This is a genomic window from Cryobacterium sp. MDB1-18-1 (genome assembly GCF_004402735.1).
GTDB lineage: Bacteria > Actinomycetota > Actinomycetes > Actinomycetales > Microbacteriaceae > Cryobacterium > Cryobacterium glucosi.
Genome location: NZ_SOFR01000053.1, coordinates 27,116 through 48,775 on the forward strand (window position 1 = coordinate 27,116; position 21,660 = coordinate 48,775).

Here is a 21,660-nt window from a genome sequence, read left to right on the forward strand (position 1 = left end):
AACACGCACAGGAATTCGCCGCCTCGGCGGAGCACACAGCCTCGACATCCCCAGCTCCCGAAATCGCCGTCAAGGCGGACCACCTGTATAAGGCATTCGGCCGCCGACCGCATGACATCGTCAAGAAACTCGAGGGCGGCGCGAGTCGTGAAGACCTCGCGCACCTCGGAACAGCCGCCGTGATCGATGCCTCTTTCGAGGTCCGGCGCGGCGAGATCTTCGTGGTGATGGGACTGTCCGGTTCGGGCAAGTCCACTCTGATTCGCATGCTCAACGGCCTGCTCGAGGCGACCTCCGGGACAGTGACCGTCGGTGACACCCGGATTACCGGACTCCCGGCCGCCAAGCTGCGCGATGTGCGTCGCCGGAGCGTGTCCATGGTCTTCCAGCACTTCGCCCTGCTACCCCACCGCAGCGTGATCGACAATGTGGCGTACGGCCTCGAGGTCCAGGGCATGCCTCGCGCGGAGCGCCTCGCGAAGGCCCGCACCATCATCCGCCTGGTGGGCCTGGACGGCTGGGCCGACAGCATGCCGTCCGAGTTGTCCGGCGGGATGCAGCAGAGGGTCGGCCTCGGTCGGGCGCTCGCCGCCGATACCGACGTTCTCCTGATGGACGAGGCGTTCTCGGCACTCGACCCGCTGATCCGCCGCGAGATGCAGGAACAGCTCATCGAGCTGCAGGCCGAACTCGGCAAGACCATCATCTTCATCACCCACGACCTCAACGAGGCGATGTTCCTGGGGGACCGGATCGCGGTCATGCGCGACGGTCGCATCGTGCAGATCGGCACCCCGGAAGACATCCTCACCGACCCGGCCAACGACTACGTCGCCCAGTTCGTTCAGGACGTCGACCGGGCCCGGGTGCTCACGGCCGGGAGCGTGATGGAGCCGGTGCGATCCATGGTCACCGTGACGTCCGGCCCGCGTGCCGCCCTGCGTACGATGCGCGACCTGCAGACCTCCGCCACGTTCGTGGTCGGGCGTGACCTCGGCTTCGTCGGGGTCGTACGTGACCGCGATGTGCTCAAGCAGGTCAAGGCCAGCCACCCGGACCTTCGCCCCATCATCAAGGAAGCAACGGCCGTTTCAGCGGATACCGCCCTGGTCGACCTCGTCGAGCTGGCGGTGGAGAGCGACTTGCCGATCGCCGTCGTCGATGCGCGAAACCGTCTGCTCGGTGTCATCCCGCGAGTCACCCTGCTTGCCGCTCTCGGTAACGTCACCACCGCGACGGGGGAGGTGCCGGTCACCGAACCGCCATCGACCATCTCGCTCCGCGTGATCACCGAAACCCTGCGCGAGACCGCGCTGGAAGGAGCACAGCTGTGAACGACTTCCGCATCCCGCTCGGCAGCTGGGCCGACGACTTCATCGCCTTCGTCACCGACAATTTCAGCTTTCTCTTCGATTTCGTGCGCACCATTTTCAACGGCGCCTACGAGTTCGTCGACCTCGTCCTTGCCTCACCGCCGTTCTGGGTGATCATCCTCGTGGCCGCTGCACTGGGCCTGATGGTCCGTGGCTGGAAATTCGCCGTGGGCGCCGTCATCGGCCTCATCGTCATCGTGGGTGTCGACCAGTGGCAGAACGCGATGGACTCGCTCGCCCTGGTCCTCGTGGCGAGCGTCCTCGCCATCCTGGTGAGCATCCCCCTGGGGATCCTGGCCGCCAAGTCCGCCCTGGCCTCCAAGATCATCCGGCCGATTCTCGACTTCATGCAGACCATGCCCGCGTTCGTCTACCTGATTCCCGCGCTGATCCTCTTCCGGGTGGGAGTCGTGCCCGGTATCGTGGCGACGATCATTTTCGCGATGGCACCGGGCGTCCGCCTGACCGAGCTCGGCATCCGCAGCGTTGATCACGAGGTCGTCGAGGCGGGCGAGGCATTCGGTGCGTCCCCGGCGAGAATCCTGCGCCAGATCCAGCTCCCGTTGGCGATGCCGACCGTCATGGCCGGAATCAATCAGGTCATCATGCTTTCCCTGTCGATGGTCGTCATCGCGGGAATGGTCGGCGCCGGCGGTCTCGGCCAGCAGGTCGTGGCGAGTCTCAGCCGCATCGACGTGTCGCTGGGATTCGAAGCCGGACTGGCGGTCGTGATCCTGGCGATCTTCCTCGACCGGATGACCGCATCGCTCGGCACGGGAATCACACCGATCGGTCGTCTCCTTGCCGGGCGCAAGCACCGTCGGCAGGCCGCCGCAGTGGCGGCCGAGAGCCCGATCAGCGCGCCCGTCGCAGACGTGAAGACGCCGCAGCCCGCCGGAGTCTGACCTGCAACTGGCGGGGTACCTCACACGGCACTCCGCGATTCCAGCCGGTCGAGTTCGTCCTGACCGGCACCCCCAATACTCACGGAGACACCTGTCTCCGTGTCGCACCCGGCCGCCTCGGCCGCCCGGCGCATCCGTCAACCCCGGTCACCCACAGCAGGTGACAAGACAGGAAGACACATGAAGAACCGTTCCCTCAGCATCATCGCCCTCGGAGCCGTCGGGCTTCTCGCTTTCACGGGCTGTGCAGCAACACCCGCGCAGACCGTCGGCAACGGCAACTCCGACAACAAAGACCTCACGATCGCCGTGTTCAACGGTTGGGACGAGGGTGTCGCGGCGTCCGAGCTCTGGAAGGCCATTCTGGACAAGCAGGGCTACAACGTCGAACTCGAGTACGCCGACGTCGCCGCGGTCTACGCGGGGCTGTCCACCGGCGACTACGACGTGAACCTCGACGTCTGGCTTCCGAACACCCACGCCACGTACCTCAAGCAATACGGTGACAAGATCACCGAACTCGCGGCCTGGAACACCGAGGCGAAGAACACCATCGCCGTGAACGCGGATGCACCGATCAACTCGATCGCGGAACTGGCCGCCAACGCCGACCTGTTCGGCAACAAGATCGTGGGAATCGAACCGGGGGCCGGCCTGACCGAGGCCGTCACGAACAAGACGATTCCGACCTACGGACTCGAGAACATGGACTACCAGACCTCGTCGACCGCCGCGATGCTCACCGAGCTCACGGCGGCCGCGAAGACCGGCGAGAACATCGCCGTGACCCTCTGGGAGCCGCACTGGGCGTATGGCTCCTTCGACCTGAAGAACCTCGAAGACCCCGAAGGCACCCTGGGGGCCACGGAGACCATCCACGCCTACGGCAAGAAGGACTTCGGCACTGACTTCCCGCAGGCCACCAAGTGGCTGTCCGGGTACAAGATGGACCTCGATCAGCTGTACTCGCTCGAGACCGCGATGTTCGTCGACTACGACGGCCAGGACTACGGCCCCATCGTTGCGAAGTGGATCGCGGACAATCAGGGCTACGTGGACTCGCTCACCAAGTAAGCCACTGTTGTGACGAACGGCCCGTGCTCCGGCACGGGCCGTTCGTGCGTTCGGGTGCGGAAGCCTGCCGTCTCAGGGCCTGGCCGTGACAGTTCGGAGAACGGCATTGAGCGTGAGCCAGCCGCGGAGCATTCCGGACGAATCGACGACGGGCAGGCCATCGCTCTCGCTGGCCGCAAGCACCCGATCCAGCACACTGTCCAGCGTGTCATCGGGGCTCGCGGAAGTGGGCGTCTCGATCAGGGCACTGAGGGTGATCGCGCTACTGTCGTCATCGTTGCCCAGGGAGTCGGATATGGCAGCGACGGTCACGATTCCGATGAACGTTCCGTCGCTATGAAGAACCGGCAGGGCGCGTTTGCCTGAATCGATGAGTATCCGCGCTCCTGCGGCGGGCGTGAGCCGGGAACTCACCGCATCGGGAGCATCCGTCATGACCTCACGCACGAGCGTGGAATGCAGCAGGATGCCACCGGGACCACCGTCGACGCTCACGCCGCGGCGACGAAGTTTGAGGGTGTAGATCGTGTCCCTGCTGAGAAGCCGGGACACGCCCGTCGCGATCACGATCGCGAGCAGCAAGGGAAGGATGATCGAGTATTCCCCGGTCAGTTCGAACAGGATGATGGCTGCCGTGATCGGGGCCCGCGTTGCCCCGGCGAAGACCGCGCCCATGCCGACCAGGGCAAACGTTCCGGTTTGCCCGGCGAACACGGGGAACACCATGCCGGCGACGTCGCCGAATGCGGCACCGAGCATCGCTCCGATGAAGAGTGACGGTGCGAACACTCCTCCGGAGCCGCCGATGCCGATGGTCAGGCTCGTCGCAACGACCTTGCCGACGAGCAACAGCGCAACGAAGCCCAGGGCATAGCCGCCCTGGACGCCCTTCTCCAGGACCGGGTAACCGACCCCGTACATCTGGGGCAAGGCAAAGAGCACCAGGCCGAGCACGAGGCCGCCGGCGACCGGCCGCAACCACTCCGGTTTGCCCCGCCAGGCCCAGTCGCAGAGGTCTTCCACGGCGTACAGGACCTTCGTGAACCCGACTCCGGTCAGGCCTGCCGCGAGTCCAAGCACGGCGAAGAGCGTGAACTCAGACGGGTTGACGATGGTGAACGTCGGCAGGCTGAGGAAGGGGTGATCGCCGAGGATCGAGCGGCCGACGATCGATGCGGTCACTGAGGCAAGGACGACCACGCCGAAGGAACGGGCGGCGAAATCCCTGAGCAGCAGTTCGAGGGCGAAAAAGATTCCGGCGATCGGAGCATTGAACGTGGCTGCGATCGCGCCTGCGGCGCCGCACGCGACGAGGGTTCTGAGCTGGGATTCGGGCAGCCGGACTGCCCGGCCAAGTGTGGAACCGAGTGCTGACCCGATTTGGACGATAGGGCCCTCGCGACCCACCGACCCACCGGAACCGATTGTGATGGCCGAAGCGAGCGACTTGACGATCGCAACCTTGCCGGGAATCCGGCCGCCCCGTTTGGTGATGGCGTACATGACCTCTGGAACGCCATGCCCCCGGGCTTCCGGTGCGAACTTGTTCACCAAGGGGCCGTAGAGGAGACCGCCAATGGCCGGAGCGACGATCACGAATGCGCCCCCCAACCACGGAACCCAGGGATTTGCCGGATGGCCGACGGAGGCTGAGTAATCGACCGTTCCCGTGAAAATCAGAGTCGCGGTGGCCACCAGCCAACGGAACGCAACTGCGCCGAAACCGACACCTGCGCCAACCACGACAGACATGAAAATGAGTCGTCCGGAGCCGGTGAGGATCCGGTTGAACCACGTGTGCAAGGGCTCCAACAAGAGGGATCTCATTCGTCCCCGCAGGCTCAGAGTGGGCTGTGCCATCAGGCTCCGTAATGTGCAATTAGACAATTGTTGCATGTGTGCAATAATCACGGTATCACTTGCCTGGAACGGGGTTTGACCGATGGACGTCCTCACTGAAGCCGACGCACGAGCGGCCGACGCGACCCTTGCCGCCTCCCGTGCCTTGCTCGGCGTCGTTGCCCGCTCGGTTGTGGCAACGCTGGACGTCGTTTCCCTGCCGCAGTTCCGGGTCCTGGTCTTGCTCAGTTCGACCGGCCCAACCCGGATGGGCGCTGTGGCGGAGCGAATGGGAGTCATCCCATCGACATTCAGCCGCTTCGTCGATCGCATGGTCGCCGGAGGCTGGGTGGAGCGGGCGGCCAGCCCCGACAGCCGGCGCGAGGTCCTCCTCGAACTCACCGAGAGTGGCAGGCGACTCGTAGACGACGCCACCGGACGACGCCGGTCGGATATCTCCACCATCCTGTCGAGAATGACGCCGGATCGACGGACCGTGCTTCAACACGCACTGCAAGCATTCGCGGATGCGGCAGGGGAGCCCCAGGCCGCGGATCTGCTGACCCTGGGGCTCTGAACGCTTCCAACTCAAGACAGATCGGTGTCAAGTTCTCCCCGTCTGGGACTCTTTTGTTTCCTCGGTTCCTGATATGGTGCTGCCGACACGAGCGAGCGACTGGGGAGCCGACCAGCCGTTCCGCACGATGAACAGTTGTGAGATGGGGGACAAGTATGGCCTCGGCCGGGTTCGGTGTCACGTGGTGAGCGAGTCGAACGCTGCGAACACGAGCGAGCCGGTTCGGCTGGCCAGGTCGACGCTGGACGCGGGCGACAAAGACCTGCGCGCGGTGGCCGACCATGCGTTCCAGGTGAACGGCAACACCCAGGAGGCCCTGCGACTGGCGATCGCGCTCGGCGTTCGGCTTGACGGGGCGGGACCGGGTTCCGGGCGAACCGAACGGCTCTTCGACACGCTGGCCACGGTCGCGGCGGCAGACCTGACCGCTGCCCGCGTCGTGGAGGCGCACCTGGATGCGCTCTCGATCCTGGAACAGGCCGCTGAGTCCGGCAGTGGAATCCACGTCGAATCCGGGAACGGTCGGACGTGGGGTGTGTTCGCGGCGGAAGGACGCGGCACGCGCCTCGAGGCGCGCCAGACCGAGTCCGGCTGGCGGCTCGACGGTGTCAAGCCGTGGTGCTCGCTCGCCGGCGCCCTCAGCCACGCGCTCGTCACCGCGCACACCTCGGAGACCACGCGTCGCTTGTTCGCCGTCGACCTCCGCGTGCCGGGAATCACGGTGTCGGACGGCTCCTGGGTGGCCAGGGGACTCGCATCGCTTCCGAGTGGTCCGGTCGACTTTCGCGGCGTTCCGGCAGTGCCGGTCGGCGCAGACGGCTGGTACCTCGACCGACCGGGCTTCGCGTGGGGAGGGATCGGTGTCGCAGCCTGCTGGTGGGGCGGGGCCGTCGGCGTCGCCAGACGCGTCTACCGGGAGGCCGGGGAGCGCACGCCGGATCAGGTCAGTCTTGCTCATCTTGGCGCGATTGACATGCTCCTGACGGCATCGGGGCAGGCACTCGCGGCCGCTGCGAGCGCGATCGACGACGGGACCGCGACCGGCACACTCGGGGCCGTGCGTGCGGCGCGCGTGCGGGGGATCGTCGCGCGCACCGCAGAGCAGGTGATCGAGCGGGCCGGGCATGCCCTGGGGCCGGAACCCCTGGCCTTCGACGCGCGCCACGCCCAGCGTGTCGCCGATCTGCAGTTGTACATTCGACAGCATCACGCTGAACGCGACGAGGCCAGGCTTGGAGCTCTGCTGCTCGATGGTGCTCGCGGAGTCTCACCGTGGTGATCTTCAGCCATCGGGACCTCGGCACCGCCGAGCAGGCCTGGGCCGGCGCTCCCTGGATCACGGCTGCGGCGCGGCTTGACCTCGACGACCTCGCCCGGCTGATCATCGTCGCGGCGCATCCCGACGACGAGACCCTCGGTGCCGGCGGGCTCCTCTCCGGTGCGACGCGACGCGGGATCCCGGTCGATGTCCTTGTCCTCAGCGACGGTGAAGCGTCCCATCCGGAATCCCCGACGCATAGCCAGGGTCGCCTTTCACGTGTGCGCAGGACAGAGGTGACGGATGCGGTGGCGCACCTGGCGCCATCCGCTCGCCTGCACTTCGCCGGACTGCCGGACGGCGACCTCGAGAGGAACAGGGAGGCGGCGGCGCGGGCGCTGGCATCCGTGCTCGGGCCGCCGTCTTCCGGCGCGGAGAAGATCACGGAAGGCTCAGCCGCGGGCACCTGGATTGTCGCACCGTGGCGGGCCGACGGGCATCCCGACCACGCGCTCGCCGGCGACGTGGCAGCGGCCGGAGCGGCATGGTCGGGCGCCCGCCTGCTCGAGTACCCGATCTGGGCCTGGCACTGGTCGACACCGGACGGGGAATGGCCGCTGGGCCTGATCCGCAGGTTCGATCTCTCTCCCGAGGACCACGCGCGGAAGCTGCAGGCGCTCGCGCTGCACCGCAGCCAGGTGCTGGCGTTGTCCGACGAACCCGGAGACGAGGCCGTCGTGCCGCCGGCGATGGCCGCCCATTTCGCAAGGGGCTTCGAGATCTTCGTCGACGGCACCGCAGCGGAGGCACCGTCCCCGGATGCGAGCGGGACAGCGAGCCTGGCGAGATCTTTCTTCGACGAGTTTTACCGGGAGGCGCGAGACCCGTGGGGCTTCGAGACGCGTTGGTACGAACGTCGGAAACGCGCGCTGACCCTCGCTGCGCTGCCGCGCGAACGATTCGGTGCCGCCCTGGAGCTCGGCTGCTCGATCGGAGTATTCACGGCCGACCTCGCCGCCCGGTGCGACACCGTGATGGCCGTCGATATCGCGGAGCAACCGCTCTCGATTGCCCGCGAACGGCTCGCCGGGCGCCCCGGCGTCCGCTTCGCACGGATGACCCTGCCCGGTGAATGGCCCTCCGGAGTCTTCGACCTCATCGTCGTATCCGAAGTCGGCTACTACCTGGCGACCGCAGACCTGGAACGGTTCTTCCAGCGCTGCCGGGACAGCCTCGCCCCCGGCGGAGTCCTCCTCGCCTGCCATTGGAGGCATCCGGTTCCCGAGTATCCGCTCAGCGGCGACCGGGTTCACGACATGCTCGCGACGGTGCCCGGCCTCGTGCGAACCGTCGAGCATCGCGAAAGTGACTTCCTGCTTGAGGTGTGGCAGCCCGAGCCGGCACGATCCGTGGCCCAGCACGAGGGACTCGTCCCATGATCGGGCCCGGTGAAATCGACCACCTGGTCATCGTCATCCCCGCGCACAACGAGGAGGAACTGCTTCCTCGGTGCCTCGCCGCGGTGGGGGCCGCGATCGAGCCCGTGGTCGCGACCCTCGATCCGGCGCCGCCGATCGTGTCGGTCGTGATCGTGCTCGACCGCTGTACGGACGGGACCGAGACCATTGCCGCGGGTTTTCCGGGCGTGCATCTGGTCCGCAGTGACACGGGAGGCGTCGGTGCGGCACGGCGTGCGGGCGTCCGCGGCGTCCTGAAGACCCCTGCGGACTTCACGGGTCGTACCTGGATCGCGTCGACGGATGCCGATTCAGCCGTCCCGGAGAACTGGCTCGCGAGCCAGCTTGCCTTCGCCAGGAACGATGTGCATCTGGTTCTCGGCACCGTCGAGCCGGACGAGTGCCTCGACGGCGAAATGCGCGCTCGCTGGGCGGCAGAGCAGTGGCTCGTCGAGGGACATCCGCACGTGCACGGGGCCAATCTCGGTGTGCGGGCAGACCGGTACCTCGCTGCCGGGGAATTCCCCGGTATCGACGCCGACGAGGACATTGCACTCGTCGCTGCACTGCGGAGGCTGCGGGTGTGCGAGATCCGCACGGCACGCATCCCGGTTCGTACGAGTGGGCGACTCGTCGGACGCACGCCCGGGGGTTTCGCCGGCTACCTGCGCGCTCAGACCGCTCGCCTCCCCGTCATCATGGAGACGGGTGTTCTGCAGGTCGACGACGCCGGCGCCCTCCCGTGAGCGAACCGGTGAACGGGCACGCGGCCGAGGACAGCGGAGGCGGGAACCGACCTGTCTCGGGTCCGAATCCGGCTGGGATCACAATTGGCAGGCAGAGTCCAACAAGGTTGAAGCGGCGCGGTCAACGACCTCGATGCGCGCAAGGGCGGCAGGGACCGTGCACCCGGGCTCGTCGGAAGCGAGCGGTTCGAGAATTGCCAGTTGCGAGTCGAGGAGCGTGGGCGGCATGAAATGGCCGGCACGGGCTTTCAGCCGGGAAGCCACAAGGTCTCGATCGGCGTCGAGAAGGACGAACCGTGTATCCGGGCACGTGGAACGAATCAGATCGCGATAGGCGCGCTTCAAAGCGGAACAGGCAATCACCATGCCGGCCGGCGCCTGGGCGAGTGCTGCGCCGACGAGCGCCAGCCACGGCCAGCGGTCCTCGTCGGTGAGTGGGATGCCTTGTGACATCAGGTTCTTGTTGGCTGCCGGGTGCAGGTCGTCAGCGTCGACGAACGGAAGTCCGAGCCGGTCGGCGAGGGCGGCCCCGACTGTGGACTTCCCCACACCGGAGACGCCCATGACGACGATCCGGTGCGCAGGAGCGGCGCTGGTCACAGTGCGCCCTGGCTCAGTGTGCCGGCCGGAATCGGGACAAGCCGGGTGACCTCGGTGGGAGCACTTAGTAGGCCTTCGACGGATGCGACGAGTCGGGCGGTTGCCGGGCTCGTGCCGTGGTCGTCGAGTAGCTCGGCCGATGACCATTTCTCGATCATGACGATTCGACCGTCCGGTGCGTCGTGGATGGCGTAGAGCTCACAGCCTGGTTCGGTGTGCACCTCGGCGATGGCCACGGAGAGCGCGTGAGTGAGCGCCGCGTGCTGTCCCGCGGCTGGGGTGAAATAGGCGGTTACGACGACGGGTTCAGGCAATTCGATCACTTGTCCTCTGTGGGTATTTCTTCGGAGGCGTGCAGCTGGAACGCTGGACGAACTCGGCTCGGACATTAATGGCGCGCCCTCCACTGGGCAGTCTGTTCTGCATTCGGCCGAGAACGAGCTCGACCGAGTGCAGGGCGAGCATGTCGATGGGTTGGCGGATGATGCTCAGTGGCGGGCTGACCAGTTCCGTCCAGGGGCCGTCGTCGAAGACGATCACCGAGAGGTCGTCGGGGATCGACACCGAGAGCTGGGCGAGCCGGCGCATGCAGCTCTGCACCTGGGCGGTGTTGGCGACGACGAGCGCGGTCGGTGGATTCTCGAGGGCGAGGAGACCTGCGACGGCATCACCGCCCGCGTCGCCCCGGAACGGCACCGCCCGAACGAGTTCAGGGTCGCGGGCGATCCCCGCGAGGTCGAGAGCCCGTTGATAGCCGCCGGTACGGGAGCGTCCGGTCGACGTGCTGGACGGTCCAGAGATCAGGGCGATACGGGTGTGACCGAGGCTGACCAGATGGGCAGTCGCCGTCTCGGCTGAATTGGCGTTCTCGATGCTCACGACATCGGTGTCGGCCAGTTCCGCGACCGTGCGGTCGACGAAGACGACGTTGACCCCGACGGCACGGAGCCGTTCCCATGCGTCCACATTCCCTCCCGTCGGCGTGGCGATCACGCCGCCCACGGAACGGTCGAGAAGGGTGTCGAGGGACTCGGCCTCGAGATGCGGGTCCTCCTGGGTCGTCATCAGAACGACCTGCGCGCCCCGGGCGCGGGCCTCCCACACAATCCGATCCGCGAGACGAGCGAAGAATGGGTTGGTGAGGTCGGCGAGCACGAGGCCAATGGTGAGGGCCTGGCCCTGGCTGAGCTCGCGCGCGGCGGCACGAGGGCGATACCTGAGTCGTTCGATGGCGTCGACGACGCGTGCCCTGGTGCCGGGAGCGACCGGACCGGTGTCATTGAGCACGCGGGAGACGACGGATATCGAGACGTCAGCCGCACCTGCGACATCGCGGATCGTCGGGGACTTCGCCATTGAGCTTCCTTCACATAACGATGCGATCTCTGAATGGAAAACGGGTGTTGACACAGCATACAGCCGACTGGTAAAAAAGTGGTACCGGTACCACAAGGGCCGGAAATTCTTGATCCGCAACGACGGAGTTGCAGACAGTCCTCGTAGGAGGACTCTTCTCCGGCGGCATTCCAAGCCAGAGAGGCCTATACGTGAATCTGTACAAACTCCTCGAGGATCGCGAGCGCGATGGTCGCCCTATCCGGGTCGGGCTCATCGGCGCTGGGCGCTACGGAACGATGTACCTCGCCCAGGCCCGCAATATCCCCGGCATCCACGTCGTCGCCATTGCCGACATAAACGTCGCCAGGGCCCAGGGTGCATTCGCCCTCGTGGGCTGGCCAGAAGATCAGCTGGCCCCCGACATCACTTCGGCGCTCGCCACGCGCAGCACAACGATCATCAGCGCTGCCGAAGAGCTGTTCACCTCAGACATCGACGTGATCGTCGAGGCGACCGGCAACCCGATCGTGGGTACCCACCACGCACTCCGCGCCATCGAAACCGGTAAGCACATCATCATGGTGACCGTCGAAGCGGATGCCCTCGCAGGCCCCGCTCTGGCCCGACGGGCCGAGGCCGCAGGCGTCGTGTACTCGATGGCTTTCGGCGACCAGCCTGCCCTGATCATGGACCTCGTCGACTGGGCACGGACAAGCGGATTCGATGTTGTGTGCGCAGGCAAGGGCGCCAAATACCTCGAGCATTATCACGACATGAACCCCGACAACGTCTGGGAGAACTGGGAGTTCCCGAAGGAGCTGACCGATTCCGGCCAGCTGAATCCCTACATGCACACGTCCTTCCGGGACGGAACCAAGGCCGCCATTGAAATGGCGGCGGTCGCCAACGCCGCGGCACTCGTGCCGTCAGATGCCGGCCTCACCTTCACTCCGGGCGATGTGGAGGAAATCGCGACGATCTGCCGTCCGAGCAGCGTGGGCGGCGCACTCGCCCACGAGGGTTCCGTCGATGTCATGTCGAGCGTGCGGCGCGATGGCAGTCCCATCCCGCACAACACCCAGGAAGGCGTCTTCGTCGTGGTCAAGGCGACCAATGACTACGCGTCCCGCTGCTTCGATGAATACCCGTGGCACCCCGACCCGACCAAGCAGTACGCCGCACTGTATCGTCCGTATCACTACGTCGGCCTCGAGCTCAACGTCTCCATTGCCAACGCTGCCCTCCTTGGCGTTGCGACGGGAAGCCCCATCGGCTTCTACGGCGACGTCGTGGCGACCGCCAAGAAAGATCTCAAGGCCGGCGAGTTCCTCGACGGCGAGGGCGGCTACACAGTGTGGGGCAAGTTGGTGTCGGCTCGACACTCCGTCGCATCGAAGGCCCTGCCGGTGGCGCTCGCCCACCATGTCGAGTTGCGTAACGACGTCGTCAAGGGTCAGATCCTGAGCTGGGATGACATCATCATCGACGACTCGCTCGCCGAGGCGCTCGAAGTCCGCCGCGAGACAGAAGCACTGCTCGCCCCCTGAACGCACCGCCGGGCTGCCGCATCCGCACCGGGTGTGGCAGCGCTGTCCGGCATGCACAAAAACAGCACCACGCTGTTGACAAACCTTCCAATGAAGAAAGGCCTGTAATGACACATCGAACTCGCATCATGAGCGGAACCGTCGCCGGGGTCGCCCTGATCGGCCTCCTGGCCGGCTGCACGGCGACCGCCGAGGTCGGCACACCATCCACCTCCGGCGGCGGATCCGATATCACCGCACTCGTTGACGCCTCGGCCAAGACGCCGATCGCCGACCTCCAGAAGACGCTCGGCGCTCCCGTCGTGCCCCAAGGAGCCAAGCTCTGCTACATCACCCGAACCCTCTCCAACGAATTCTGGGGCTTCGAGCGCGACGGCTTCGAAGCGGAAGCCAAGAAACTGGGCGTCGCGTACCAAACGTTCGACGTCACCGATGAATCATCGATCACCGAGCAGTTGGACAAGGCCAAGAGCGCCGCGAACCAGGGCTGCACCGCCCTGCTCGCGTCGCCGATCTCTGCGACCGCGCTCGACACAGTCTTCACGGCGGCCCTCGCCGACGGCGTGCCCTCCATCATCCTCAACGATGCCAAGGGCACCATCCCCGGTGTCGTCTACGTCGGGCCGGATGCGACGACGATTGGGACCACCGCCGCTGACTACATTGCCGCGAAGCTTCCAGACGGCGGCAATGTCGCGATGATCGAAGGCGATCCAGGATCGTCGAACGCTCTCAACCGTGGTGAGGGTTTCAAGGCAGGGCTTGCCAAGCACTCGAACCTGACCCTGGTGGCGTCGCAGACTGCGAAGTGGGACCAGACCAAGGCCCAGGAAATCGCCACCGCGATGCTCACGGCAAATCCTGACATCAAGGCGTTCTACTCCCAGAACGACGGAATGGCGCTCGGGGTCGCGGCAGCGATCGCGGCCAAGGGTCTGACCGGCAAGGTCATCCTGGTCGGCACTGACGGAATCCCGCAGGCGAAGAAGGAGATTCAGGCCGGTAACTTCACGGCTACGGTCAGCGAGCAGCCGACCACGGAAGGCGCTTCGGGCGTCGACGCGGCGCTCTGGCTCCTGGCCGGCAAGACGGTCCCCGGCTGGGTCGACGTTCCCGCATTCGTGATCGACGCGGACAACGTGGCCAAGTACCCGACCGGTATGCCGTAACCCGTTTCCGATTCAGACAGCAAGAAAGGTTGAACCGTGACGACGCAATTGCTTGAGGTCCACGAAATCGTCAAGTCTTTTCCGGGCGTGCGAGCGCTCGACGGGGTGAGCTTCACCCTGGACCGTGGCGAGATCATGACGCTCGCCGGAGAAAACGGAGCGGGGAAGAGCACACTCCTGGCCATTCTCGGCGGATCCCTGGCGCCGGATCACGGGTCGATCAGCATCGACGGTGTCCGGCGGGGCGAATTCACTCCCCGCCGGGCACTCGATGAGGGCATCAACATCGCCCACCAGGAACCTGCCGTGGTTCCCCAGCTCACAGTCGCGCAGAACCTGGTTCTCGGCCGGACGAGGGTGCAGCGCAAAGTGAGCGCTCCGCAGATCGAACAAGCGCTGCTGGACGTGGCTGAGATGGGGTTCCCGATGGATGCCCGCACTCCGGTCTCGCGTCTCAGTCCGGCCCAAAGGCACGCCCTCACCATCGCCAGGGCGTTCTCCTTCGGCGCGAAGATCGTGGCCCTCGATGAACCGACGACGAGCATGCTCGAGCACAACGTCGAGGCCGTTCTGGACCAGGTCCGGAAGATCGCCCACGGGCGTGGCGTTGGCGTCATCTATGTTTCTCACAAGATGCCCGAGGTCATGAGCGTGTCCGACTCCATCGTCGTCCTGCGCGACGGGCGGGCAGCCTTCAACGACCGCATCGAGAACACGTCGTCGCAGGAGATTGTGCGCCGCATGGTCGGCCGTGAGTTGCTCGCATTCGTGCGGAGGCACCCGGTCCGACCGAACGCGCCGGAGTTCTTCCGGGCGACCGGTGTCCGGCATCCGTTCGGCGTTGGCCCAGAGGACATCTCTGTGCGCCGGGGCGAGGTGGTCGGAATCGCCGGACTTGTCGGCTCCGGTCGTACCGAGTTCCTGCGGGCGATCATCCGGGCTGACAACGACACGCACGGCACTGTCACGATCGACGGGAAGACGGTGAAGATCCGTTCCCCCAGGGACAGTCGCGACGCGGGCATCGCTTTCATCCCAGAGGACCGAAAACAGCAGGGCCTGGTGCTGCACAGCCCGGCCTTCGAGAACGTCGCCCTCACGGCTGACAAGCAGTTCAATGCATTCGGCCCGTTCACCACCGATACCGGGAAGATCCAGGTCGCCCAGCTGATGGGGCAGCAGCTGTCCCTGCGTCCCGCGAACGTGCGGCTCAACGCGCGCCAGTTCTCCGGTGGCAACCAGCAGAAACTCGTCATTGCGAAGTGGATGTGGCGCGACGCACGCGTCTTCCTCTTCGACGAGCCCACCAAGGGAGTCGACGTCGGCGGCAAGGTCGAGATCTACGAACTCATCGACAAGCTCGCGGAACAGGGGCACGCGATCATCGTGGTCTCCTCGGACCTGCCCGAAATCATCTCTCTGAGCGACCGCGTGCTCGTGATGCGCCAGGGACGGTTCTCGTCGGAGCACTCAGGCAGCGACATCAACGAACACAGCCTCGTGGCCAGCGCTATGGGCGTGGCGAAAGGAACAGAATGACCAAGCTCGATACTGGGACGACCACCGTCGTCCGGCAACGGATCAACTTCCAGGCCCTCGGGATCTACATTGCCGCGGCGGTGCTGTTCCTGGTGCTGGGCCTGCTGAACCCGAACTTCCTCACTCTGGGAAATCTCCGCGATGTCGCGGTCTCGGCCAGCGTGAACGCGATCATCGGGCTCGGCCTCACCTTCGTGATCATCACCGGAGGAATCGACCTCTCCGTGGGCTCGATCGCCAGCTTCGTCGGCATCGTCTCCGCGAACTTCATGGTCAACGGCAACGTGCCGCCGATCTTCGCCCTCCTGGCGGGGCTCGTGCTCGGCATCGTCTGCGGCGGTGCCAACGGCCTGCTGATCACGCGGCTCAAACTTCCGCCGTTCATCGCGACCCTCGGCACGATGAGCGTGTTCCAGGGTTGTGCCTACGTGGTCACCAACGGCAAGCCCGTCTACAACGTTCCCCAGTCGTTCGTGCTCATGCTCAACAGCTATATTGTGGGTATTCCGGTCGTCGTGATCCTGGTCGCGCTCGTCGGAATCGGCTCGTGGCTGCTGCTGCGCAAGACGGTCTTCGGTCAGAACGTGATAGCCACCGGCGGCAGCGAGGAAACGGCGTGGCTGTCGGGCGTGCGGGTCAGCCGGGTCAAGGTCGCTGTCTATGCGCTTTCCGGCGGGCTCGCGGCCCTGGCCGGCCTGGTCGTCGTGGCGAGGATCAACGCGGCGCAATCCGAGGCGGGCAGCTCGTATCTGCTCACCGCAATCGCCGCCGCCGTTATCGGCGGTGCCAACTTGATGGGCGGTGAAGGTCGCATCGCCGGTACCCTCGTCGGCGCCCTGATCCTCGGGGCGCTCACGAACGGTCTGGTGCTGCTTAACGTGCCGAGCTTCTACGAGCAGATCGTGACGGGCCTTGTGGTCATCATCGCCGTTTCCCTCGACCAGGGCGGCAGGGGCTGGCCGCTTCTCGGTCGCTTCAGAAAGGCCAAGGCTCCCCAGGACGGCGCTGCGTGAGTGCTCTCAGCCGGATCGGTGGGGCCCGCGTTCTCGTCACGGGGGGTGCGGGCCTCATCGGGCGGCCGACCGTCGCCCATCTGGCAGAACTGGGTGCCGAGGTGACTGTGCTCGACCTTCCCGGCACCCACGCGACCCTGCTCGCTGCCTTTCCCGATGTCGCCGTGAGGTTCCTGGCCGGTGACATCTGTGATCCGGAGGCTGTGGACCGCGCGGTGGCCGGCATGGATGCGGTCATTCACCTGGGCGGAATCCCGGGCCTGGGCTTCACCGACCATGTCGAAACCTATCGGGTGAACACGATCGGGTCCTTCGTCGTGATGTCGGCGGCAGCGCGGGCGGGCGTGGCGAAGATCGTGTACGCGTCCAGTATCAACGCGAATGGGATCCCGCTCGGCACCCGGGGGACCCTGCCCGCGCGGATCCCCTACGACGAAGATCTCCCGGCCGACATCACCGACTGGTATTCGCTGTCGAAGCTCGCCAACGAAGACGTCGCCAGGATGGTCGCCCGGCGCTGGGGGACTTCCGTCACCGGACTACGGTTCCCCCTCGTGCGCGATATCACGGCAGAGGGAGGGCGCACCTTCGGACAGCACCTCCGCGCGGCGATGGCGGCGGATGCGCGGAGGCAGGCGGCCGAGGGCTGGAGTTACCTGCACGACCACGATGCGGCCAGGTCCGTCGCAGCGGCCCTCATCAGGGAGACACCGCCTGCCCCCGGCATTCTCGTGGCGGCCCCCCTGACGTACCTGCGGGGGACGACTGCCGCAGCCGTCGCGGCATTCCTGCCGACGGTCCCGTTCGGCGGATCAACCGGGCGTGCGGTCGGCCTGGACCTGAGTCGCGCGCGAGAGGAACTCGGTTTCGAGGCCCTTACCCTGCTCGACGACGTCGCACCCTCGGAACTGATCGACATCGCAGGAACCAGGAAGGAATCATGAACCCGATCACCCGCCGAACGCCGCTGGCATTGCTCGGCCTCGGGCCGATGGGTACCCCGATGGCGAAGAACCTCCTCGCCAGCTGGGGCCCGATCACCGTGTGGAATCGTACGGCGGCCAGGGCCGAAGAGTTGCGTGCCTGGTACGCGAACATCGCGACCAGCCCCAGGGCCGCTGCCCGGGAAATCACCCTGACCGTGCTCCCCGACCTTTGGCAGGTGCAATCACTCCTGCCCGGGCCGGAGGGGCTGCTGGCCGGCTGGGCCGAGCAGGGCATCGAGAGCCCGGTCCTGGTCATCCACGGCACGGTTTCCCCGGTCGCCATTGCTGACTTCGCCGGCGACATGCTGGAACGGCACGGTGTGACCGTGATCGACGCGCCCTTGAGCGGTGGTGTCGTCGGTGCCGCGCACGCGCAATTGAGCATCATGGTCGGTGGTGACGAGGCGACCGCACGCGCCCTGGAACCGGTCTTCGCTCACCTCGGGCGTACGGTGCGCTATCTCGGTCCGAGCGGGGCGGGTTCGCTCGCCAAGGCCTGCAATCAAATCGTCGTGGCCGGCACCATCGCAGCCCTGTCCGAATCCTTCCTCCTCGCGCGCGCGGGCGGACTCGACGTCGGCGTGCTTCAGGAACTGTTCCAGGGCGGTCTCGCGCGAACGGAGCTCGTTGCACAGAAAGGGGCCAACTGGGTCACCGCCGACTTCTCCTCCGGAGGAAGCGCGACGAACCAGCTCAAAGACCTGCACTTCATCGCCGAAAGCGCTGCGAACCGGGCGGTGACTCTTCCGACGACCGCTCTCGTCACTGAACTCTTCGAGCGGATGGTGGCGGAGGGCGAGGGCGAGCTCGACCATACCGGCCTCTACAGCACGCTCGAACGGGCATCGTCCGCGGCAGCCCGTCGCGGAACGCTCTCGGAGGCGGCAGCTGATGCCTGACCTGGAGATCGTCGATGCCCATCACCACCTGACCGATCTCAGCCGGCCGTACCCGTGGCTCGCCGGAGTGGAAGACTCAAACCGTTATCACGGCGACGACCGGCCGATCCGGCGCCACTATCTCCTGGACGATTACCTGCACGATGTCGGAAACCTGCGACTCATCGCGTCCGTGCACATTGAGAACGGCGCAGCGGACGCGCTCGCCGAAACACAGTGGATCCAGGCGGTGCACGACGAGCGCACTCTGCCGAGCGTTCACGTTGCGCACGTTTCCCTGCTCGGGGCGGATACCCCCGCGCACCTTGAGAGGCTCGGCGACTACCCGGTCGTGCGCGGAATTCGCGACATTCTCAATTGGCACCCGGATCCGTATTACTCGCACACGAGCAGGTCGGACATCATCAGCGACCCGGTCTGGCTGGGTAACTTCGCTCGGCTCAACGCCCTAGGTCTGTCCTTCGATCTGCAGGTGTTTCCCTCGCAGCTGAACCAGGCGGCGAAACTCGCCGCACGGTTTCCGGAGACCCGCATCATCCTCGACCACGCCGGCATGCCGATCGGCCGCGACGCGGATTCGTGGAGAGAATGGCGGGACGGTATGCGGGCAGTGAGCCAGCAGCCGAATATAGTGGCCAAAATCTCGGCGCTGGGTACCAACGACCACACCTGGACGCAGGATTCCCTGCGTCCATTCGTTCTCGAAACCATCGACCTGTTTGGTCCGGCCCGCTGCATGTTCGGCAGCAACTTTCCGGTCGATAGTCTCTACTCGACTTTCGGTGACCTGTATGGTGCGTTCGACAGATTGACGGTCGATTTCAGCCCCGTCGAACGACGACAACTCTTCGCTGAAACCGCTCTTCATTCCTATGACATCGCCGTGCGGCAGCCGTGAGCGGTGCTTCAGTTCAACTCGGCCAGTTCGCCGTGGCCGCATGGTCCGCCGCCAACGCTCTCGCGGCGAACCAGTCTTCCAGCTCGGCCGCAGGCACAGGGTGGGACATCAGAAACCCCTGAGCGACATCGCAGCCGAAGCCGATGAGCTCCGAGTATGCCGTAGCGTCCTCCACGCCCTCGGCCACCATGCGCAGGCCGAGGCTGTGTGCCATGTCGATGGTTGAGACGACGAGGGCCGTTGCGCGAGGATCGTCCTTCATCGGGATGATGAAGGACTTGTCGAGTTTGAGCTCGTCGATCGGCAGGTCACGCAGGTACGCCAGGGAGCTGTACCCGGTCCCGAAGTCATCGATGGAGATCCGAATTCCCGTCGCCTGCAACCGGGTGAGGATGCTGCGCGCGCGTTCCCGGTCGGAGAGGAGGAAATCTTCGGTGATCTCCAGGACCAGCACTGTGGGGGACAGGCCACGCGACGACAGCATCGCGCTGATCCGTTCGGGCAGCACCGTGTCGATCAGGGAACTCGGGGACATGTTGACCGCCATCGTCAGCGTCCGGCCCTGGCCAGACCAGGTTGCGGCCTGGTCAAGGGCCTCACGCAGCACGATCTCGGTCATCGCATGCATCAGCCCTGACTCCTCGACGAGATCGAGGAAATCGTCGGGTTGCAACAAACCCCTCGTCGGGTGGTTCCAGCGGACCAGGGCCTCGACCCCGCAGACGTCCCCGGTTTTGAGGTCGATCTTGGGCTGGTAGTGCAGCACCAGCTGGTCATCGACGAGCGCGAAGCGCAACTCCTCGAGCAGGTGCAGCCGATCCTCCCCGTGATTGTCGTCGGTGCCCCGGTAGACGTGGTGGCCGCTGTGGGTCGCCTTCGCCGTGTACATCGCCATGTCCGCCTTGCGGAGCAGCATGGTCAGGTCCTCGCCCTGGTCGGGGTACCCGGCGATCCCGATACTGGCGCTGGCCTGAACCGAGATGCCCGCGAGGATGAACGGCTGGGCCAGGGTCGCGCGCAGCTTCCAGGCCACCGCTTCCGCCCTGACCGAATCCGAACCGTCGAGAAAGATCACGAACTCGTCGCCGCCTACGCGCGCGAAGAGATCCTCGGTGCGCAGCTGACCGGAAATCCGGCCGGCGACCTGGAACAGGAGCAGGTCACCGACATCGTGACCGAGACTGTCGTTGACCTCCTTGAACTTGTCGAGGTCGAGAAGGAGGAGCGCGCTCGTCCGGTGCGGATTCGCGGCCAGCCGGGCGGGCACATCGGCGTAGAGGGCGCGGCGGTTGGGCAGCCCCGTGAGCTCATCGGTCCGCGCCTGGCGATGCGCATCCGCAATACGGATGCGCTGGCGAAAGATCAGGGGCAGTGCCGCCACGGTGAGGGTCAGGGCCGCCAGGACGACGGCGAGCGGAGAGATCTTCAGCTGGGTTCCCATGATCAGGACCAGGAGACCCGCGGCCGTGGCGATCGCGGGAACCGTCTGTTCGGGGATCGCCCACGTCGACTGGCGAGGGTGCGAGCCGAGGCGGGCCTCCCTGTCGACCGAAGACGCGATCAGGGCGAGGCTCAGTGGCCAGCCGATGTCGAGGGGGCTGCCGATGACGTAGAGGCCGTTCAGGTGCAGGGACACGCTGATGATGTCGGCGGCCGTGAAGACAGCGAGACCGAGAACAAGGAGGGTCCAGCCCGGGCCGATGGAGGTGCCGTGGGAGGCTGCAATCCCGACGAAGAAGGCTACCAGCAGGACATCTCCGAGCGGATACGCAAATGCGACGGTCGTGGCGAACGATCCCGGGGTCGCGAGGGCCGCCTTGAGGATCGGATCGAGCAGCACGGCCAACAGGGCGGCCGCACCGAGAGACCCGACGGCGCTGTCCAGGACGATCGGAGACGCGAGACCCCGGATTGTGCGCCTCGCGAGAACGACGAGTGCCGCGAACATGAGCGGGTAGAAGCCGAGGAAGCCGACATCCGCCCAGGACGGACGCGGCAGGGATTCGCCTCCGGTCGTCGCCAGTGCGAAGAACGTGTCTCCGGCCGCCAGGACCGTCACGGCGGCGGTCATCAGGTGCAGGTCCCTGCGCCGGGACCGTGTCCGGCCGATCGCAATCCAGCACACGACGACGGGAATCCACAACGCGAAGAATCCGAGTACGAGCGAACTCACGTCGCCTGCGGTACCGAAGATCGTGGCGACAGCGAAGGCAGCCACAATCAGCCCGAGGGTCCAGTTCGGCCATCGGCCGAATCGGCTCGTCCCTCGAGACGCGCTGACGCGCTCCGTGCTGGTATCGGCTGGCATAGATCTCCCTCTCGATAAACCTAGCTGCGTCGGTCGCCTTCGAAATGAACCCCGGCGTGCGGCATCTTCGGGATAGATTGGTCCCGGGGGAGCCAGTGCGGCAGCGAATTTGCCGCATGGCCGGGCATAAAATT

At 65.9% G+C, this 21,660-nt stretch carries 19 protein-coding genes; 14 read left to right on the plus strand and 5 right to left on the minus strand.

The genetic code is table 11. The features are described 5' to 3' along the window. The first annotated feature begins 62 nt into the window (after positions 1 to 62). The 3 genes from E3O50_RS13210 to E3O50_RS13220 all read left to right on the plus strand — a co-directional run bounded on the left by E3O50_RS13210 (position 63) and on the right by E3O50_RS13220 (position 3,352). Positions 63 to 1,334, plus strand: coding sequence for a glycine betaine/L-proline ABC transporter ATP-binding protein (locus E3O50_RS13210; protein WP_134448049.1), 1,272 nt, complete (start codon positions 63 to 65; stop codon positions 1,332 to 1,334). After that, positions 1,331 to 2,278, plus strand: coding sequence for a proline/glycine betaine ABC transporter permease (locus E3O50_RS13215; RefSeq protein WP_134447490.1), 948 nt, complete (start codon positions 1,331 to 1,333; stop codon positions 2,276 to 2,278). The genes E3O50_RS13210 and E3O50_RS13215 overlap by 4 nt, the downstream gene beginning before the upstream one ends. A 180-nt stretch (positions 2,279 to 2,458) precedes the next feature. Continuing rightward, positions 2,459 to 3,352 (plus strand): glycine betaine ABC transporter substrate-binding protein, encoded by an 894-nt coding sequence (locus E3O50_RS13220; protein WP_134447492.1) that lies wholly within the window; start codon positions 2,459 to 2,461, stop codon positions 3,350 to 3,352. 72 nt (positions 3,353 to 3,424) lie between these two features. Here E3O50_RS13220 and E3O50_RS13225 read toward each other — a convergent pair whose 3' ends face one another. Then, positions 3,425 to 4,948, minus strand: a complete 1,524-nt coding sequence (locus E3O50_RS13225) for a chloride channel protein (RefSeq protein WP_241975535.1) — start codon at positions 4,946 to 4,948, stop codon at positions 3,425 to 3,427. A gap of 346 nt (positions 4,949 to 5,294) precedes the next feature. Here E3O50_RS13225 and E3O50_RS13230 point away from each other — a divergent pair, with 346 nt between their 5' ends. The 4 genes from E3O50_RS13230 (at position 5,295) to E3O50_RS13245 (ending at position 9,229) form a co-directional block, all read left to right on the plus strand. After that, positions 5,295 to 5,768, plus strand: coding sequence for a MarR family transcriptional regulator (locus E3O50_RS13230; RefSeq protein ID WP_134447496.1), 474 nt, complete (start codon positions 5,295 to 5,297; stop codon positions 5,766 to 5,768). Positions 5,769 to 5,841: 73 nt separating this feature from the next. Continuing rightward, positions 5,842 to 7,047, plus strand: a complete 1,206-nt coding sequence (locus E3O50_RS13235; protein ID WP_134542320.1) for an acyl-CoA dehydrogenase — start codon at positions 5,842 to 5,844, stop codon at positions 7,045 to 7,047. Continuing rightward, positions 7,041 to 8,465 (plus strand): bifunctional PIG-L family deacetylase/class I SAM-dependent methyltransferase, encoded by a 1,425-nt coding sequence (locus E3O50_RS13240; protein ID WP_134447500.1) that lies wholly within the window; start codon positions 7,041 to 7,043, stop codon positions 8,463 to 8,465. Before E3O50_RS13235 ends, E3O50_RS13240 begins: the two co-directional genes overlap by 7 nt. Next, on the plus strand, positions 8,462 to 9,229 hold the full coding sequence (locus E3O50_RS13245; RefSeq protein ID WP_134560781.1) for a glycosyltransferase: 768 nt from the start codon (positions 8,462 to 8,464) through the stop codon (positions 9,227 to 9,229). The genes E3O50_RS13240 and E3O50_RS13245 overlap by 4 nt, the downstream gene beginning before the upstream one ends. A gap of 78 nt (positions 9,230 to 9,307) precedes the next feature. Here the strand turns inward: E3O50_RS13245 and E3O50_RS13250 are convergent, their stop codons facing one another. The 3 genes from E3O50_RS13250 to E3O50_RS13260 are packed head-to-tail and all read right to left on the minus strand — an operon-like array spanning position 9,308 to position 11,185. Then, the gene (locus E3O50_RS13250; protein WP_241975534.1) at positions 9,308 to 9,829 is read right to left on the minus strand and encodes a gluconokinase; all 522 of its coding nucleotides are present in this window, start codon (positions 9,827 to 9,829) and stop codon (positions 9,308 to 9,310) included. Continuing rightward, positions 9,826 to 10,143, minus strand: a complete 318-nt coding sequence (locus E3O50_RS19400; protein WP_134448053.1) for a putative quinol monooxygenase — start codon at positions 10,141 to 10,143, stop codon at positions 9,826 to 9,828. Before E3O50_RS19400 ends, E3O50_RS13250 begins: the two co-directional genes overlap by 4 nt. Further along, the gene (locus tag E3O50_RS13260; protein ID WP_134447502.1) at positions 10,136 to 11,185 is read right to left on the minus strand and encodes a LacI family DNA-binding transcriptional regulator; all 1,050 of its coding nucleotides are present in this window, start codon (positions 11,183 to 11,185) and stop codon (positions 10,136 to 10,138) included. Before E3O50_RS13260 ends, E3O50_RS19400 begins: the two co-directional genes overlap by 8 nt. 191 nt (positions 11,186 to 11,376) lie before the next feature. Between E3O50_RS13260 and E3O50_RS13265 the strand changes: the two genes are divergently transcribed. From E3O50_RS13265 to E3O50_RS13295, 7 genes are all read left to right on the plus strand, one after another. Further along, entirely contained in the window at positions 11,377 to 12,714 is a 1,338-nt protein-coding gene (locus E3O50_RS13265; protein ID WP_134560780.1) for a Gfo/Idh/MocA family oxidoreductase, read from the plus strand. Between the two features lie 107 nt (positions 12,715 to 12,821). Next, the gene (locus E3O50_RS13270; protein ID WP_134447506.1) at positions 12,822 to 13,883 is read left to right on the plus strand and encodes a substrate-binding domain-containing protein; all 1,062 of its coding nucleotides are present in this window, start codon (positions 12,822 to 12,824) and stop codon (positions 13,881 to 13,883) included. Between the two features lie 36 nt (positions 13,884 to 13,919). After that, positions 13,920 to 15,422, plus strand: coding sequence for a sugar ABC transporter ATP-binding protein (locus E3O50_RS13275; RefSeq protein WP_134447508.1), 1,503 nt, complete (start codon positions 13,920 to 13,922; stop codon positions 15,420 to 15,422). After that, the gene (locus E3O50_RS13280; RefSeq protein WP_134447509.1) at positions 15,419 to 16,435 is read left to right on the plus strand and encodes an ABC transporter permease; all 1,017 of its coding nucleotides are present in this window, start codon (positions 15,419 to 15,421) and stop codon (positions 16,433 to 16,435) included. Before E3O50_RS13275 ends, E3O50_RS13280 begins: the two co-directional genes overlap by 4 nt. Continuing rightward, positions 16,432 to 17,379, plus strand: coding sequence for an NAD(P)-dependent oxidoreductase (locus E3O50_RS13285; protein WP_166787309.1), 948 nt, complete (start codon positions 16,432 to 16,434; stop codon positions 17,377 to 17,379). Before E3O50_RS13280 ends, E3O50_RS13285 begins: the two co-directional genes overlap by 4 nt. Further along, complete coding sequence (locus E3O50_RS13290) at positions 17,376 to 18,320, plus strand: NAD(P)-dependent oxidoreductase (protein WP_134447513.1); 945 nt, start codon at positions 17,376 to 17,378, stop codon at positions 18,318 to 18,320. Before E3O50_RS13285 ends, E3O50_RS13290 begins: the two co-directional genes overlap by 4 nt. After that, positions 18,313 to 19,218 carry an amidohydrolase family protein gene (locus tag E3O50_RS13295; RefSeq protein WP_134447515.1) on the plus strand — a complete coding sequence of 302 codons (906 nt, stop codon included), beginning with the start codon at positions 18,313 to 18,315 and terminating at the stop codon, positions 19,216 to 19,218. The genes E3O50_RS13290 and E3O50_RS13295 overlap by 8 nt, the downstream gene beginning before the upstream one ends. A gap of 13 nt (positions 19,219 to 19,231) precedes the next feature. Here the strand turns inward: E3O50_RS13295 and E3O50_RS13300 are convergent, their stop codons facing one another. Then, positions 19,232 to 21,526: an EAL domain-containing protein gene (locus E3O50_RS13300; protein ID WP_134560779.1), complete on the minus strand. Its 2,295-nt coding sequence runs from the start codon at positions 21,524 to 21,526 to the stop codon at positions 19,232 to 19,234. Between the last annotated feature and the right edge of the window lie 134 nt (positions 21,527 to 21,660).

Excerpts from the sequence above, each read along its gene's own strand:
- E3O50_RS13220 (WP_134447492.1), top strand. The coding sequence starts at position 2,459 with ATGAAGAACCGTTCCCTCAGCATCATCGCCCTCGGAGCCGTCGGGCTT.
- E3O50_RS13230 (WP_134447496.1), top strand. The coding sequence starts at position 5,295 with ATGGACGTCCTCACTGAAGCCGACGCACGAGCGGCCGACGCGACCCTT.
- E3O50_RS13235 (WP_134542320.1), top strand. The coding sequence starts at position 5,842 with ATGGTGCTGCCGACACGAGCGAGCGACTGGGGAGCCGACCAGCCGTTC.
- E3O50_RS13245 (WP_134560781.1), top strand. The coding sequence starts at position 8,462 with ATGATCGGGCCCGGTGAAATCGACCACCTGGTCATCGTCATCCCCGCG.
- E3O50_RS13260 (WP_134447502.1), bottom strand. The coding sequence starts at position 11,185 with ATGGCGAAGTCCCCGACGATCCGCGATGTCGCAGGTGCGGCTGACGTC.
- E3O50_RS13270 (WP_134447506.1), top strand. The coding sequence starts at position 12,822 with ATGACACATCGAACTCGCATCATGAGCGGAACCGTCGCCGGGGTCGCC.
- E3O50_RS13280 (WP_134447509.1), top strand. The coding sequence starts at position 15,419 with ATGACCAAGCTCGATACTGGGACGACCACCGTCGTCCGGCAACGGATC.
- E3O50_RS13290 (WP_134447513.1), top strand. The coding sequence starts at position 17,376 with ATGAACCCGATCACCCGCCGAACGCCGCTGGCATTGCTCGGCCTCGGG.
- E3O50_RS13295 (WP_134447515.1), top strand. The coding sequence starts at position 18,313 with ATGCCTGACCTGGAGATCGTCGATGCCCATCACCACCTGACCGATCTC.
- E3O50_RS13300 (WP_134560779.1), bottom strand. The coding sequence starts at position 21,526 with ATGCCAGCCGATACCAGCACGGAGCGCGTCAGCGCGTCTCGAGGGACG.